We start from the raw sequence: 15,994 nt of genomic DNA on the forward strand, positions 1-15,994 counted from the left end.
TCTTGCTTTGCTGAAGCTTTACACTTCTCCCAATTCCTTAACTTCAATTTCGATGCGGGGCGGGGCCGGCAGACTGACCAAATCCGGGTGGCCAGTCAGCAAAACCGCCGTTTGGGGCTCACTCCACTGGGTTAACCAATGGGGCTGAATACCCAAAACAATGATAACCACCGCCAAGGCGATCGCCGGAATTTGTTCTTGCCAACGCACCTTGGGTAAATGGGAAAGTTCCATGGTCAGACGACCAAAGAAAACCCGGTTAATCATTAAAAGGAAATAAACCGCCGTTAAACCACTACCGATTAAACATAGGAGGGTTTGCACCGGAAAAATTGGAAAACTGCCCCGGAATACTAAAAATTCAGCAATAAAGCCCACCATGCCCGGAATACCAGCACTGGCCATGACACCGAGAATCATCAAACTGCCGGTGATGGGCAAGCCCCGTTCTGGAGTCAATAGTCCTTGTAACTTGTCCACGTCCCGACTGCCGGTCTTTTTATACACCACCCCCACTAATAGAAACAGTAGGGCGGAAATGATGCCATGGCTGACCATCTGGGCTGAGGCGGCGGTCACGCTCAGGCGGGTAGTGGCGGCGGCAGCCAGAAGAATATAACCCATGTGGGCAATGGAAGAATAGGCCACCACTTTTTTCATATCTTTTTGGGCGATCGCACAGGAAGCTCCATAGAGGGCGCTGATGGCCGCTAGGGTTGCTAAATAGGGGGCAAATTCCACCCAAGCTTCTAGATACAGTCCCAACCCAAAACGGAGTAAACCGTAGGTACCCAGTTTTAGTAAAACCCCTGCTAATAATACAGAAACCGGCGTAGAAGCTTCCACGTGGGCATCCGGCAGCCAGGTGTGGAAAGGAAAAATGGGAATTTTAATGCCCAAACCAAGCAGTAGGGGCAACAGTAACAACATTTGGGTTTTTACCGGCAGGGCATCGGCCAAGCTGGGGTCGTAGTCAAAATTGGGCGCTTTGGTCAGCCAAAACCAGCCGAGGAAGGACACTAGCACTAAAAAGCCAGATAAGGCAGTGTAAAGTAAAAACTTCATAGCTGCGTAACCCCGTCGTTGTCCTCCCCAAATGGCAATGAGAAAATAGAGAGGAATAATTTCCAACTCAAAAAAGAGGAAAAATAGGAGCAAATCCTGGGCTAGAAATGCACCGGCTACCCCACCGCTGAGCAGTAATAACAAAGCATAGTAAAACCTTGGTCTTTCCAGATTGAGATTGGTACTAAAAATAGCAATCAAAACTAAACTGCTGTTTAGTAACAACAGAGGCAGGGATAATCCGTCTACCCCCAAGTGGTAATTCAGACCCAAACTAGGCAACCAGGAGTGATATTCAACAAACTGCATCTGGGGATTGCTGAGGTCAAACTGCCAAGCCAACACCACGCTAATGGCGGCCACCGCAGTCATTATTCCCAGGGCAATTTTGCGGGAGTAACAATCATTGCCAGGGTTGGGGATAATCGCAATCAGGATGGCTCCGAGGATGGGGCCCCAGATGAGAGCACTGAGCATAGAAGTATGGGGTTAATAAAGTTGGTTAAATTGTAGTTAGCTAAAAATACCGGAGAAAAAGTCTTAAATTGTGCGCCCAATCTTTTCCCTATATTCCTGGTCAGAGAAATTTCCTGGTCTAGTAGAGAGAGACTGGTCAGACATTTTTTGATCAAAAATTTAATTAAAAATTGTTCAATTAAAGTGGTCAAATAGATCGGCAGTAATCCCATTTAGGTTGACTAAAATTAACTCAAGTAACATTAATCAACTTTATTTCGTGATCAAGGCGAAATTAACGATAGCCAACTGGCCCAAAATTGCCCGATCGCCGTCCATTGACCGCCGAGGGAAAACCAGATCAGCAGGGCTACCCCCACCAAAATGGTGAGCAGATAAAATTGTGACTGCCCGGTGACATTATATTTGAGGGCACTACCGCTGAAAATAGTCACTAAACTAACTAGGTTTACTATGCCGTCAATCACATAACGATCAAACCAGGTGCTGACTTTGGCGATCGCCGCCACCGCCGCCACCACCGTAGCACCATAGATTTTGTCTAGGTAAACGTCGTAGGCAAACAAATCCTGCAGGAACCGCACTGGCAGTTGACTAGAACGGGACAGGTTACGGCGCAGGGGCAATAAACTCCCCAACAAAATGCCAATAATGCCGGCTCCGATCAGTAAGGGCATGGCCCATTGGGTAACCGGGCCAATTAAACCCATCGGGGAAGCGGGGGATAACCAAAAAGGCCACTGTAGGGGGGCAATGGGGATCAGCAGGGTCATAATGATCAAGCTCACCATGGGTACGGCCATGGGCCAGGGCACTTCCGGCGCCCGACGGGTTTTGGGTTGGGGCTTACCCAGGAAGACCAACCGAAACACCCTGGTTAAATTAAGGGCGGAAAAGAGGTTAACAAAGATCAATAAAGCCAACAGGGACCAGCTTACGGACCAATCGCCGCTAAACCATTTTTGCCAAGTCCAAAACATGCCCAGGGGAAAAACCGCCAACAGTCCCGCAGAACCCACCACAAAGGACGTTGTGGTCACGGGCATACGATTCCATAACCCACCCATTTCAGTGATATTTTGACCGCTGGTGGTGAAGATAATCGAGCCGATGCTCATAAATAACAAAGCTTTGGCGATCGCATGGGTGAACAGTAATAAAAAGGCAATGTCCACCTGCCCCAAACCCACCGCAATAAACACTAGCCCTAGGTAAACACTGGTGGAATGGGAAAGGGTTCGTTTAATGTCAATCTGGGCAATGGCAATCAACGAGGTCATCACCACAGTTAAGGTGCCCAATACAATCAAGGTCTTCGAGGCGATCGGGGAGAGGGTGAACACCGGCTGTAACTTAATCAGCACATAGGCGCCGGCCGACACCACCACCGAATTACGCATAATGCCCGCTGGATTGGGGCCCTCCATGGCTTCATCTAACCAAAGATTGAGGGGAAACTGGGCGCATTTACCAGTGGGCCCAGCAATTAAAGATAGTCCCAGTAAAGTAGCGGTGATGCCGGTCACTGGTACTGTGTTGGCCCAGTTATCTAATTGAGAAAAAGTCAAACCCTGGCCATAGCTAGAGAGAGCCACCACCCCCATGAGGAGAATAATATCCCCCACCCGTTTGGTTAAAAAAGCATCCCGGGCAGCTGTGACCACCAAGGGCTGGGCATACCAAAAACCCACCAGGAGATAGGTGGAAAGGGTCAACATTTCCAACAAGCCATAGCTTAAAAATAGGGAGTCACTCAGGGCAATACCCCCCAATGCCGCCTCAAAAAAGCCCAATAGTCCGTAAAATCGGGCCAAAGACCAATCCTTTTCCATGTAGCCCAGACCAAAAATCTGCACCAAAAAACTGATGCCCGTCACCACCGACAGGGCCCCCAGGCTAACCGGCGAAATTTCCACTGCCAAGATGAGGTCTAAATCCGCCACCTGGAGCCAATGGAAAACAATTTGTTCGCTCGGTCTTTGCCAAATTGCCGAGAGGGCCACCATGCCATGGACGGCAGAAACCAAGGTCATGAAAACGTTAAAGTAGGCCGCCGGTCGCGGCCCCGTTTGTTTAATCAATCGAAATGACCAGGGCAGGGTAAGAATTGACCCAATCAGACCATAAAAAGGAATAAACCAACTACTTTGTAAAAGAAAATCGGACATTGAGCTTGGGATTGCGAGGAATTTTCGCCTAGGGTTCGCAGAAAATAGGCAATTTGTGATCAGATTTTACGCTATCGTCGCCTCAATTCTCATTTTGGCGATCGCCGTTGCTAGAGCGGTGCCGCTTTTAATCTGCTCGTTTAGCCATGCAGATAAACATTAGCGTTGTAGAGCATTAGTCGGTCACTATAATCTATCAAGGGCCCAGCCCTGGACCCCATTTCAGTTTTCTCCAAGCCAAAGAAGCAGGAACTCCTAGACTTCTGGTGGTGTGGTTTTTCCTTTAGACTTAGTACTCTTAGTCGTTTTGGGGGTCTTTGTGGTTTTGGGCTTACCCGTGGAAGTCGTTTTTTTCGCTTCTGACTCCGGAGATGACTCCGATTCAACTACCGTTTCCGTTGGCAGGTTGGAGGATTCTTCTACTAAAGAGACTGGCACAGAAGGCGGTTGGCGATCGCCATTGTCAGTGATAAGATCATCTGCCAGTAATTGCTCAGTTTCCCCTTGGTCTAGGTTCTCTGGGGACTTTTGGCCATTCTCCTGTTTCTCCTCTTTGGGGCCGTGTTCAGACTTTTTCTCAGAACTGTCGGGATTGAAAGGAGTTTTCTTAACCCGGCGGGGGGTTTGTTCGACTGGATCGGCAATCTGTTCCACAAAGCCAAAACAATTTCTTTGGGGAATCAAGCGAGCCAAAATCTGATAAAACTTGGGTCGCTCCTCCGAATCTTTGCGAAAACGGTAGGGGGGTTGGTCGCTCCAAATTAAGGGCAAATGCTGATTGTTAGGACGATTTTCATAACTCTTCAGCTCGTTGCGATAGACACTAAAAACTGGGCGGCGACATTGGGGAATAAATTGCCAAACTCCCCGCAAAACAAAAATACCAGGATCGCTTTTCTCATGTTGTTCCGTGCCCATCCAGACCACCTTAAAGCTCAACCCTTCTCCCTTGGACTGGGGATAACACTTGATCCAAGCTAGTTTTCCTTCCAGGGCCGCTGCCACCGCAATGGCTCGACGGGGTAAATATAGGGTAAAACTAGCATCCCGGATCTGTACGTAATATCGTTCTTCCCCCTTCCGTACCACTCCCCGCAACCACCCGATCGCCTGGTAATAGTTCTGGGCGGTGGTATCTAGGGTCGTATTAGCTGGGGCTTCGGGAATTAGACCGTCTGCCACGGCCGCATTCGTTTCTAAAGGATCAGTTTCGGGAGTTTTTTTAGGCGGCTTGGGGGGGGTGGGTTGCATAGTGTTAACAATCTTGGACGCTCGGTAAACACTGGATCCAGTGTCTGAATTAGTATGAGTGACAATTACCCCCAAGGCAAGGGGCGGAGGGATGACAAAGTCAAGCAAAAATGCCCTTGCAACCCAAAAAACTAAAGGGTCCCGGCCAGATGGCAAGAACCCCTAGGTTGAATTAATTTAAGTCACAGTGAGAACAGGATTTAACCTAATTTCCCACTGAAAATATGGGCAATTCAAGATAACTTCATCAGTGGAATGAAACTATGGTGAATGAAAGACTAGGCCCTAGTAGCGGCTACCACCGTAGCTTTTGCGACCACCACCAAAGGAACCACCGCCACTGCGATTTTCCCGGGGCTTGGCTTTATTGACTTTGAGGTCACGACCCATCCATTCTGCGCCGTCTAGGGCTTCAATGGCGGCCGTTTCTTCAGCGTCAGCTTCGAGCTCGACGAACCCGAAACCCCGCATGCGGCCGGTTTCCCGGTCGGTGGGGAGCTGAACCCGCTTTACAGAACCATATTCAGCAAAAACCGCGGTTAAATCGGCTTCTGAAACATCATAGGACAGGTTGCCTACATAAATTGACATGGAATTTCTCCAAAAACTGAGGGATATGTAGAGGGTGATTTCGGAGAAATGCCTGTCAATGGAAAAACGCGAAAAACCGTTAATACTAGAAACAAATGCTACCAACCGATCATTACTCTATGGGAGCATAGTAACACGTTGTCCCCTCGGCCGGTGATTTTGGGTCTGGAATTCCTGACACGGAACCAGGCAAATTCGTCCCCCCAGACTGACCAGAAAAGAATGGTACCATTGCTTAGACGGCTCGTGCCCTTAGCTTATAACAACCTTCACTTATTTAAATTTTCGAGCTTAGCTTTCCATGACCAACGCCGCCCTAGACGATAAAACCATCGTTCGTGACTATTTTAATTCCACCGGCTTTGACCGTTGGCGCCGGATCTATGGCGACGGACAAGTTAACTTTGTGCAAAAAGACATCCGGGTGGGTCATCAACAAACCGTTGATTCGGTGGTGGCTTGGCTAGGGGCGGACGGGAATTTGGCAGGCCTATTGGTCTGTGATGCGGGTTGTGGGGTCGGTAGCCTGAGTATTCCCCTGGCCCAAGCGGGAGCATTGGTCTATGGCAGTGATATTTCCGAAAAAATGGTCGGAGAAGCCCAACAAAAGGCCCAGCAAGTTTTGCCCTATGGCAATCAACCGACTTTTATGACCCAGGATTTGGCCCAGTTGGGGGGTAAATATGACACGGTGATTTGTTTAGATGTATTAATTCATTACCCAACCCAGGAAGCGGCTGCCATGATTACCCATTTGGCTTCCTTGGCCGATCGCCGTTTGATTTTAAGCTTTGCGCCGAAAACCCTGGGCTTAACTGTGCTGAAAAAGATTGGCGGACTGTTCCCCGGTCCCAGTAAGACCACCAGGGCCTATCAACACAAAGAAGCGGATATCCGTTCCATCCTCGAAAAAAACGGCTTTTCCATTGCCCGCACTGGCATGACCAGTACCCGTTTCTACTATTCCCGCATTTTAGAGGCGGTGCGCTCCTAGTTCCCATGGCCATTACCCCTACCCAATTGTTGGATTGGAAGCGTCAACAACGGCCCATTGTGGCCCTCACGGCCTGGGATACGGCGATCGCCTCAGTGCTAGATGCGGCGGGGGTGGAAATTATCCTGGTGGGGGATTCCCTTGGCATGGTGGCCCTGGGCTACGACACCACTCTGCCGGTGAGTTTAGATACCATGATTCACCACACAGCGGCGGTAAAAAGGGGAGTACAAAGAGCATTGGTGGTCTGTGACCTGCCTTTTTTGACCTATCAGGAGAGTCCCGCCCAGGCCATGGGATCCGCGGGAAGGATTTTGCGAGAAACCGGTGCCCAGGCAGTGAAATTAGAAGGGGGCTACCCCCGCATGGTGGAAACGGTGGTCCGACTGACGGAAGCGGGCATTCCGGTGATGGGTCATGTGGGCCTAACGCCCCAATCGGTGCATCAGTTAGGTTATCGGCAACAGGGACAAGACCCGGCCACGGCGGAGAAAATTCGTCAACAGGCGATCGCCCTGGCAGAAGCCGGTGTGTTTGCCATTGTTTTAGAACATATTCCGGGTGATCTGGCGGCCAGTATTACCGAGCAGTTGCCCGTTCCCACCATTGGCATCGGTGCAGGACCCCACTGTGACGGCCAGGTGTTGGTGACGGCGGATTTACTCGGCTTGACAGTCAAACAACCCCCCTTTGCTCCGGCCTACATGAATTTACGACATACGATTACGGAAACAGTGCATAAATTCAGTGGGGAAGTACGGCAAAGACAATTTCCCCGGCTTAACCACTGAAAAATCCATGACCAAAACTGCTGTTGTTTTACTATCCGGAGGGCTAGATTCCGCCACCGTAGCGGCGATCGCCCAACGGCAAGGGTATCGAGTCATTGCCCTGTCCTTCAACTATGGCCAACGCCATGACCGGGAATTGCAGGCGGCGCAAGACATTGTCCAAGCCCTGGCGCTCCCAGAACATTTCAGCGTTAACCTAGACCTGGCCCAATGGGGGGGATCTTCCTTGACCGATCGCCAACAAACCTTGCCCCAGGCAGGGGTAGAGCCAGATATTATTCCTTCCACCTATGTGCCAGGGCGTAACACTGTGTTCATTGCCCTGGGTTTATCCCTGGCCGAAGCCAAGGGCGCCGAAGCGGTATTTTTGGGCATCAATGCCATCGACTATTCTGGCTATCCTGACTGCCGCCCCGAATATTTAGCAACCTATCAACAATTGGCAGCCCTATCTTCCAAAGTGGGGGTGGAAGGGCGTCCCATTCAATTGCTGGCCCCCCTCATTGAATTGAGCAAAGTTGACATCGTCCATAAAGCCCTAGAGTTGGGGGTACCCATTGCCCAAACTTGGTCCTGCTACGCCGGGGGAGAAGAACCCTGTGGCCGCTGTGATTCCTGCCGTCTCAGAGATCAAGCCTTGATTGAAGCGGGGCACCCCGAACTGGCCAGTGCCCAGGGTCGTGGTCGTCGCTAACCACGCCATGGCATGGGCTGTCCTAAACAGTTGAAAAACTAGTACAACAGCAGCTAACCGCAGTTGGAACATCTCGGGTATATTGACCTTCATTGACGGCAGATTTGATTGGGGAAAAACAACCATGGTTAAGTTAGGGCAGTTATTGGCATCGGTTCCAGAGGTGGTGACCGCCGCCCCTTGGTTAGCCCAGGAACCGGATCGTTACCCTGCCCTGGGGGAAATGGTGAGGGGTTTATCCACCAATTCCCATGCCTGTCCCCCTGGCACTTTGTTCATTGGCATGCCGGGCACCAGGGTTGATGGAGGAGAGTTTTGGTCTGGGGCCCTGGGAGCGGGAGCGATCGCCGCAGTGGTCAGTGAGAAGGCGTTGCAAAAATTTCCTCCCCAAAATGGAGAATGCGTCATTGCCGTGCCGGATTTAGTGCCGGTGTGTGCTGGCATTGCAGCGGCCTTTTACCAACATCCTGCCCGAACGTTGCAACTGGTGGGGGTAACGGGCACCAATGGCAAAACCACCACTAGTCATTTAATTGAATATTTCCTCAATCAACAACAACGGGCCAGTGCCTTACTGGGAACCCTCTACACCCGTTGGCCCGGTTATCAAAAGACCGCCACCCACACCACTCCCTTTGCAACGGATTTACAGAGACAGTTGGCCGAAGCTCTCCAGGCAGGCAATCAATACGCAGTGATGGAAGTGAGTTCCCATGCCTTGGCCCAGGGGCGGGTTTTGCAATGTGGTTTTGCCTGTGCTGTGTTCACCAATCTCACCCAGGATCATTTGGATTTCCACGGCACCATGGAAAACTATTTTGCCGCCAAGGCCCTGTTGTTTGAGGGGCAATATCTGAAGGGGCGAGCAGTAATTAATAAAGATGACGTGTATGGCCAAAAGTTAATCGATCGCCTACCGTCGGCTCAGGTTTACACCTACAGCGTCACTGACAGCAGTGCGGACTTTTACACCAAGGATTTGGACTATCAACCCACCGGCGTCCAAGGCATTCTGGTTACACCCCAGGAAGAATTGCCATTCCAGTCTCCCTTGGTGGGGCAATTTAACCTGGCCAATGTCCTAGCGGCGATCGCCAGTGGCCTCCACCTCGGGCTAGATCCGGGCGCCATGGTGAAGGATTTATTAGATTTTCCCGGGGTACCGGGGCGCATGGAGCAGGTGAAAATCCGTCCTGATCAAGATATTTCTGTGATGGTGGACTATGCCCATACCCCCGACAGTTTGGAAAATGCCCTTAAGGCCGCCCGCCCGTTTATTCCTGGTCGTCTGATCTGTGTGTTCGGCTGTGGCGGCGATCGGGACCGTACTAAACGTCCTTTGATGGGTAATATTGCGGCCCAGTTGGCGGACTTAGCTGTGGTCACTTCCGATAATCCCCGTACCGAAGACCCGGAACAAATTTTGGCCGACGTGGTACAGGGCATTGACCTAGAAATCAAACCCTGGATCATTGGCGATCGGGCCACTGCCATCCATAAAGCGATCCGGGAAGCAAAACCGGGGGACGGGGTGTTAATTGCCGGCAAGGGCCATGAAGATTATCAAATCCTCGGCACGGAAAAAATCCACTTTGATGACAGGGAACAGGCCAGGGAAGCGTTGATTTTACGTTACAGCTAGCATTTCTTCCCCAAAAGCCTCTTGGCAAAGTTTCAGCTTGCTCCTTCAATGAACCCACTAAAACCCTAGTACTTCTGGATTGTCTTTCTCTTTGTTTCCGCCAAACTTGGAGGAACCGGGGGACGTTTAAAATCCCCTGCAAGGAGTCAAGTGTTTGTTGCTGACTCAAACACAGGGCAGTGACCATCGGCCCTCACCTCTAACCCCATGAGGGGGGAAGCGGGATTGCGACAATGGTGATGCTGAAAATGCCGGCAATTAGCACAGCAATCGAAATCTACTGGACGCTTCCTGGTTTGATTTTGTTTGATTAGTTCCCTTTGGCTGATCCCTCTTAATACCAGTTCTTCTCCCTGCCAACGGGCTTGCACAATGCCAGTTTCGCCAAATTTGCCCCAACGGGAATTTTCCAGAATTTGCCCATCTAAATGGATAACCACTTCTCCCAGGTGATGGATCTGCTTACTGGGTTCTAGTTCATGGATTTCCCCCTCATAAATTTGGGGTGGCGGGGGAGTCGGTTGCACAAATCGATCACCAATGGGCAGGGCCACCGCATTGCCAGCGGCGGGGGAATGGAGTTGGTAACGACTTTGTAGTTCTTCTAAACTAGTGAGATCTTCAATATCTGAAGGTTGCCCATGGACAAACACTAAATGTTGGGGACGGAGATTATGGATTAACTGGGTGGTGTTGCGGCCATCACTGTGGTCTGCCAACAGATAATCTTCCAGTTCGTATTGGGGAAACCCTTCCAAATCTTCCCAGGCAAAGTCCACCAAACAACTGGGTAAGGTTACTAACTGGGGCACAAACACCGTCCATGACCCCGGTAGGGCGGCGGGACTGGGCCAAAAAGCAGGCCAAGTTGAGGTGACTACTATGGATGGGGTTGATAGGTCGAAATCGCCCTGGGCATCGTTGAGGGGACGCAGATGGGGATAAACCTTATCGTCCCAAAACAGGGGTTGGTGTTGAGCAAAATTGCGGACATTATCGGGGAGATAGTCAATGATTTCTTGGTAAGCGTCACAGCCCCTGGCCACGGATTCCCCAGCCCAAAGGTTAACTTGGCGTCCAGTGAATTGATGGTGAGTCCGTAGTAACTTGAGAATTTCCTGGGCTAACCCCAAAGGGGGCACTGGCAGGAGAATATTTCTCCCCTTGGCTAGTACCGTTTCGATCGCCTGGATAAATTGTTTTTCCTGTTGACGACGGTGGGGAAGGCGGCGGTTGCCATACTGTCCTTCTAGGATCAGCACATCCGGTTTGAGGCCCCGCAGGGTAGTTAAGGCCAAACCATCCACCAACTGGAGATGGGAAAGGCAATAATCCCCGGTATAAATCACCCGGTAAAGGCGATCGCCGTTATGGTATTCGAGCAAAATTAGGGCCGCCCCTGGCAGATGTCCCGCTGGCAACAATTCCACTGTCAGACCAGGCAAAACTTCCTGGGGCGATCGCCAAGGTAAAACCCGACAAAATGGGGGCACAACTTCATCGGGCCAATTCAGGGGTAGTAACCGTTGGGTAACTTCACTGGCCAGAACGGGAATATGGGGAAACCGTTGATGAAATTGCCACAATCCCAGGGCATGGTCTCCGTGGGCATGGCTGCAAAAGACCAGATCCACCGTCCCCGGATCCGCTGTCAGCAATGGCGTTAAATCTTCTAAACCACAATCGAGCAGAATTCTGTAGGGCCCCAGATGTAATCCCAGACAAACCCCCCCATCCCGGTGACCCACTCCATAGGGAAGAAAAGATATATTGGCAAAGGCCTTGCCCTGGGTCGGCACGGAAAAAGTCATGGAAGCTTGGCGATCGGCCCTGGGGGCAAAGCAAAATCAGTCAAAATAACGGCGGAAGTCTGGTGGAAGACTAATGGGCCGAACCATTGCCGTCATATTTATCCGTGTCGTAATAGCCATTCTTAGTGCCGAAAAATAGACAAGCCAGGGTGAACAAGGCTGTTAGACCAATCAAAATTAATTTGACATCCATAGAATTATGTCGGAAACAAAGCAAACGTCGCCCCCATCGTAACTCGTTTCCCCTAGGGGGAGCAGAATTTTCCGGCCATTTCTTTCCCAGACCAGAGCAATGGGATTTTGAACGCCCCTAACAACGGACAAATTAGTTAAAGAGATCTATCTAATTTGACCCATACCAGTTTTCAAGGCATGGTATAGGTGGAACTTTCCCACACCAAAGATATCGACTGCATCGATATTGAGTTGTTGCTTTACGGTTTTTGCGATGAAATTTTTTAAAATCACTACTCTGATAATTAGCCTGATTGTTCTCACCAGTTGCCAGGGGCCGGGGCTTAATGGAGACGGAGACAAGAAACAGGTGACTATTCTTGGGGTGATGATTGGCGAACAACAGGAAAAAATTGAACAAGCCCTGGCACCCTTTACCGAAGCCACTGGCATTGAAGTGGTTTACGAAGGCACCGACACCTTTGCCACCACCTTACCCATCCGGGTGGATTCCGGTCGGGCCCCGGATTTAGCCATGTTTCCCCAACCGGGATTGATGGCGGATTTTGCCAGGGAAGGGAAATTAGTTCCCCTAGGAGAAATTCTTACCCCGGAGGAAATGGCGGAAGCCTATGACCAGGCTTGGTTAGATTTAGCGGCGGTGGATGGCACCGTTTATGGGGCATGGTACCGAGCTTCGGTAAAAAGTTTGGTTTGGTTCAATCCCCAGCAATTTGCCGTCCACGGTTATGAAGTTCCCGGCACTTGGGAGGAAATGATGGCCCTGAGCCAACGCATTGTTGACGAGGGAAAAACTCCTTGGTGTCTAGGCATTGAAAGTGGAGATGCTACCGGTTGGGTGGGTACTGATTGGGTAGAGGATATTATGTTGCGCACCGCCAGCCCGGCCACCTATGACCAGTGGGTGAGTCATCAAATCCCCTTCAACGCTCCTGTGGTGCAAAATGCGCTCAACGTCTTTGGGGAAATTGCCCAAAATGAAAAGATGATTTACGGCGGTAAGGTGGGGGCCATGAGCACCCCCTTTGGGGACTCTATTTTAGGATTATTTACCGATCCTCCCCATTGCTATCTGCACCGCCAGGGCAATTTTATTACCGCTTTTTTACCTCCCGACCTCAACCCGGAAGAAGTGGATGTGTTCCCCTTACCCCCCATTGATCCGGCCTACGGATTACCTGTTTTGGTGGGAGGGGATATTTTTGCCATGTTTAACGACACACCGGAAGCTAGACAATTGATGGCCTATTTGGCCAGTCCCCAGCCCCATGAAGTGGCGGCAACGTTGGGAGCTTATATTTCCCCCCACAAAAATATTGATCTCAGCCTCTATCCCGATCGCCTGACCCGTAAACAGGCAGAAATTTTGAGCAACGCTGAGGTGATCCGTTTTGATGCTTCCGATATGATGCCGGGGGCGGTGGGTACGGGGACGTTTTGGTCTGGCATGGTGGACTACATTGGCGGTACCGACGGTACTCAAGTTTTAAACACCATTGAAAGGAGTTGGCCCCGTTAGCGGCCGTAGTTATCCCAATGTCGTTATTTGGAGGAAAAGAGAAATTTGTTTTATCGCATTGTTAATGTTCTGTTGGCGATTGCCATTGGCTGTGGCGGCGTAATCGGCCTGTTTTACCTTGCTAACTATGCCATCAATGCCCTACCCAAACCCTGGAATAAAAGAATATTACCTTGGGTTTATGTGTCTCCGGCTTTACTATTTTTGTCGGCCTATTTAGTTTTGCCTACCCTGGAGACTATCTATCTTAGTTTTTTTGACGGGCGCTCCAAGAATTTTGTCGGACTAGAAAATTACGTTTTTGCCTTCACCGATCACACCATGTTGGTGGCATTTCGCAATAACTTACTGTGGTTAGTACTAGTTGCCGGCATCAGCGTTAGTTTGGGGCTAATTATTGCCGTCCTGGTGGATAAAGTCCGCTATGAGGCGATCGCCAAATCGATCATTTTCTTACCCATGGCCATTTCCTTTGTGGGGGCTAGCGTCATCTGGAAATTTGTCTATGCTTATAGGCCAGCGGGGACTGAACAGATAGGCCTGCTCAATGCTATTGTGACCAGCTTAGGTTTTGCCCCAGTGGGATGGCTAGTGGAGCGGTCGGTGAACAATTTTGCCCTCATTGCCATTATGATTTGGCTCTACACCGGCTTTTGTATGGTTATTTTATCGGCGGCGGTAAAGGGCATTCCCGACGATGTCATTGAAGCGGCCAGGATTGATGGGGCTAACAGTTGGCAAATTTTTTGGCGCATTACCATCCCGATGATCCGCTCTACCCTGCTAGTGGTTAGTACTACCATGGTGATTTTAGTGTTGAAAGTGTTTGACATTGTTTTTGTCATGACCGGCGGAAACCAAGGCACTGAAGTAATTGCCAGCTTGATGATTAAGGAAATGTTTAATTATCGTAACTTTGGCCGGGGAAGTACCATTGCGGTCATTTTATTGTTGTTAATTGTGCCGGTAATGATCACCAATGTTCGTCGTTTTAAAGCTCAGGAGAAATTACGTTAATGACTAAAGAAAACCAGAGGATGAATAAAACCAATCAACCATCAGAATTTTGGCAAAAACTTCCCATTCACATCACTATTCTCACCATTGCTTTCATCTGGACATTGCCCAGTTTAGGTCTATTTATTAGCTCCCTGCGCCCCCGGGGCGAGATGCTCAGCACTGGTTGGTGGACAGTGTTTTTGCACCCCCTAGAGGTGACCCAATTTTATCTTGGTAACTACAGTGACGTGCTTCGATCCTCCGGCATGGGGGAAGCTTTTTTAAACAGTCTGACCATTGCTGTGCCCGCCACGGTGATTCCCATCGCCATTGCGACCTTTGCCGCCTATGCCTTTGCTTGGATGACTTTCCCTGGGCGACAATTGCTATTTATTTTGGTGGTTTGTCTCCTGGTGGTACCTTTACAAACCACCCTCATTCCCGTTTTGAGGATCTATGCCCAATTGGGCTTAGCGGGTACCTTCCTCGGAGTTTGGCTAGCCCACACCGCCTATGGTTTACCCCTGGGCATTTACCTGTTACGCAATTACATTGGCGCTCTCCCCAAGGACCTAATTGAAGCGGCTGCGGTGGACGGTGCTTCCCATTTAAAAATTTTTACCAAGTTAATTGTGCCCCTCTCCATGCCGGCGATCGCCTCCTTTGCCGTGTTTCAATTCCTCTGGGTCTGGAACGATTTATTGGTTGCTTTGATTTACTTGGGAGGCACTGCCGACGTTGCCCCTGTTACCATCCAACTGAGTAATTTAGTCGGCTCCAGGGGTCAGGATTGGTACTTGTTAACTGCTGGGGCTTTCATCAGCATGATTGTGCCCCTCATGGTCTTTTTTGGACTGCAACGGTACTTTGTGCGGGGCATTCTGGCGGGATCGGTTAAATCCTAGCTGGCAATAACCCGATTGACCAGAGCCATCACGTCACTGCGGCTGAGCTTTTCCTTACCCAGGGCCAACACATCCAAGGTGCCATAGGCCAGGGTGAGGGGGATTTTACAGAAATTGAGGGCCGGGCCATGGGGCAAAGATTTGGTGTATTGGTCTGCCAACGCCAAATTGTAGCGAGCATACTTATGCATATCCGCCAACTCCCAACCCTGGGGAAAAAAGCTTACCCCCCGGCGCTGGTCTTCCTTGTAGTTGCGGACAATGTTTACCGCCTGGAGCCCCCGACCAAAACCAATGGCATGGGAGCGGTTCGTTTGGGTGCCATCGTGCCAAGCCCACAGATCGGACAACAGCAGACCCACTGCCCCCGCTACACTGAAGGTGTATTGGTCTAACTCATTTTCCGTTTTAATTTGCCAGTTGTGGATCGCCCAAAAAGCCATCCGGTCCGACATGGCCGCCGTGGCATCCCACACTCTAGGGGCAATGCTTTCGGGGGCCAGCAATGCCCATTCCCCCACCCTTAAAGTTACTTCCGGCAAAAGGTTGCGATAGGGGTCTAAACCCCGGATAAAATCGTCGCTGTGGGAATTTTCCGTTGCACTCTGGAGATTGAGACTAATCTGATTGAGAATTCTTGCTTTGGTCTCGGCATCTAGGTCTGGATGGTCTTCCACTTCATCGATCGCCCGCATACAAAGGTAAGCAGAGGCCACTGCATCGAGAAGCTGATCAGGCAAAATGCTAATGGGAATGTAGAATGTCCGACTGGTTTCTTGCAAAACCTTAAGGGCATTACGACGTAGGCTCATGCGATCAACTCCTGACACCAAAAATTTAAGCGGACTCTCAACTTACCTATTCAGGTCTGCAATGCTAGGCAATAGGTTCC

The 15,994-nt window shown here is 50.3% G+C and carries 14 protein-coding genes; 7 read left to right on the plus strand and 7 right to left on the minus strand.

Features of this window, described 5'->3' with window-relative positions; genetic code table 11:
- Positions 1–18: 18 nt before the first annotated feature.
- The 4 genes from IQ217_RS00475 to IQ217_RS00490 all read right to left on the minus strand — a co-directional run bounded on the left by IQ217_RS00475 (position 19) and on the right by IQ217_RS00490 (position 5,552).
- Positions 19–1,542, minus strand: coding sequence for an NADH-quinone oxidoreductase subunit M (locus IQ217_RS00475; protein ID WP_194018521.1), 1,524 nt, complete (start codon positions 1,540–1,542; stop codon positions 19–21).
- A gap of 263 nt (positions 1,543–1,805) precedes the next feature.
- Positions 1,806–3,710 carry an NAD(P)H-quinone oxidoreductase subunit F gene (locus IQ217_RS00480; protein ID WP_194018522.1) on the minus strand — a complete coding sequence of 635 codons (1,905 nt, stop codon included), beginning with the start codon at positions 3,708–3,710 and terminating at the stop codon, positions 1,806–1,808.
- Positions 3,711–3,965: 255 nt separating this feature from the next.
- A complete protein-coding gene (locus IQ217_RS00485; RefSeq protein ID WP_228023859.1) occupies positions 3,966–4,961 on the minus strand; it encodes a hypothetical protein in 996 nt (331 codons plus the stop codon).
- Positions 4,962–5,246: 285 nt separating this feature from the next.
- Positions 5,247–5,552, minus strand: coding sequence for an RNA recognition motif domain-containing protein (locus IQ217_RS00490; RefSeq protein ID WP_010874035.1), 306 nt, complete (start codon positions 5,550–5,552; stop codon positions 5,247–5,249).
- A gap of 301 nt (positions 5,553–5,853) precedes the next feature.
- Here IQ217_RS00490 and bchM point away from each other — a divergent pair, with 301 nt between their 5' ends.
- From bchM to IQ217_RS00510, 4 genes are all read left to right on the plus strand, one after another.
- Positions 5,854–6,546, plus strand: a complete 693-nt coding sequence (gene bchM / locus IQ217_RS00495) for a magnesium protoporphyrin IX methyltransferase (protein WP_190595972.1) — start codon at positions 5,854–5,856, stop codon at positions 6,544–6,546.
- Between the two features lie 5 nt (positions 6,547–6,551).
- Positions 6,552–7,337: a 3-methyl-2-oxobutanoate hydroxymethyltransferase gene (gene panB, locus IQ217_RS00500; RefSeq protein WP_194018524.1), complete on the plus strand. Its 786-nt coding sequence runs from the start codon at positions 6,552–6,554 to the stop codon at positions 7,335–7,337.
- Positions 7,338–7,344: 7 nt separating this feature from the next.
- Complete coding sequence (queC, locus tag IQ217_RS00505) at positions 7,345–8,031, plus strand: 7-cyano-7-deazaguanine synthase QueC (protein ID WP_194018525.1); 687 nt, start codon at positions 7,345–7,347, stop codon at positions 8,029–8,031.
- A gap of 124 nt (positions 8,032–8,155) precedes the next feature.
- Positions 8,156–9,673, plus strand: a complete 1,518-nt coding sequence (locus IQ217_RS00510; protein ID WP_194018526.1) for a UDP-N-acetylmuramoyl-L-alanyl-D-glutamate--2,6-diaminopimelate ligase — start codon at positions 8,156–8,158, stop codon at positions 9,671–9,673.
- A gap of 146 nt (positions 9,674–9,819) precedes the next feature.
- Here IQ217_RS00510 and IQ217_RS00515 read toward each other — a convergent pair whose 3' ends face one another.
- Both IQ217_RS00515 and IQ217_RS19150 read right to left on the minus strand, forming a co-directional pair.
- Entirely contained in the window at positions 9,820–11,484 is a 1,665-nt protein-coding gene (locus IQ217_RS00515) for an MBL fold metallo-hydrolase (RefSeq protein WP_194018527.1), read from the minus strand.
- Between the two features lie 70 nt (positions 11,485–11,554).
- The gene (locus tag IQ217_RS19150; protein ID WP_255512817.1) at positions 11,555–11,677 is read right to left on the minus strand and encodes a hypothetical protein; all 123 of its coding nucleotides are present in this window, start codon (positions 11,675–11,677) and stop codon (positions 11,555–11,557) included.
- Positions 11,678–11,932: 255 nt separating this feature from the next.
- Here IQ217_RS19150 and IQ217_RS00520 point away from each other — a divergent pair, with 255 nt between their 5' ends.
- From IQ217_RS00520 to IQ217_RS00530, 3 genes are read left to right on the plus strand one after another with little or no spacing between them, the layout of a single operon-like run.
- Entirely contained in the window at positions 11,933–13,198 is a 1,266-nt protein-coding gene (locus tag IQ217_RS00520) for an ABC transporter substrate-binding protein (protein ID WP_194018528.1), read from the plus strand.
- Positions 13,199–13,243: 45 nt separating this feature from the next.
- Positions 13,244–14,215 carry a carbohydrate ABC transporter permease gene (locus IQ217_RS00525; protein ID WP_194018529.1) on the plus strand — a complete coding sequence of 324 codons (972 nt, stop codon included), beginning with the start codon at positions 13,244–13,246 and terminating at the stop codon, positions 14,213–14,215.
- Positions 14,215–15,102, plus strand: a complete 888-nt coding sequence (locus tag IQ217_RS00530) for a carbohydrate ABC transporter permease (protein WP_194018530.1) — start codon at positions 14,215–14,217, stop codon at positions 15,100–15,102. Before IQ217_RS00525 ends, IQ217_RS00530 begins: the two co-directional genes overlap by 1 nt.
- Here IQ217_RS00530 and IQ217_RS00535 read toward each other — a convergent pair.
- Positions 15,099–15,932 carry a squalene/phytoene synthase family protein gene (locus IQ217_RS00535; RefSeq protein ID WP_338116518.1) on the minus strand — a complete coding sequence of 278 codons (834 nt, stop codon included), beginning with the start codon at positions 15,930–15,932 and terminating at the stop codon, positions 15,099–15,101. The two genes, IQ217_RS00530 and IQ217_RS00535, sit on opposite strands and share 4 nt — an antisense overlap.
- Positions 15,933–15,994: the final 62 nt, after the last annotated feature.

Origin of the sequence: Synechocystis salina LEGE 00031, from assembly GCF_015207985.1 — a bacterium.
Taxonomy (GTDB): domain Bacteria; phylum Cyanobacteriota; class Cyanobacteriia; order Cyanobacteriales; family Microcystaceae; genus Synechocystis; species Synechocystis salina.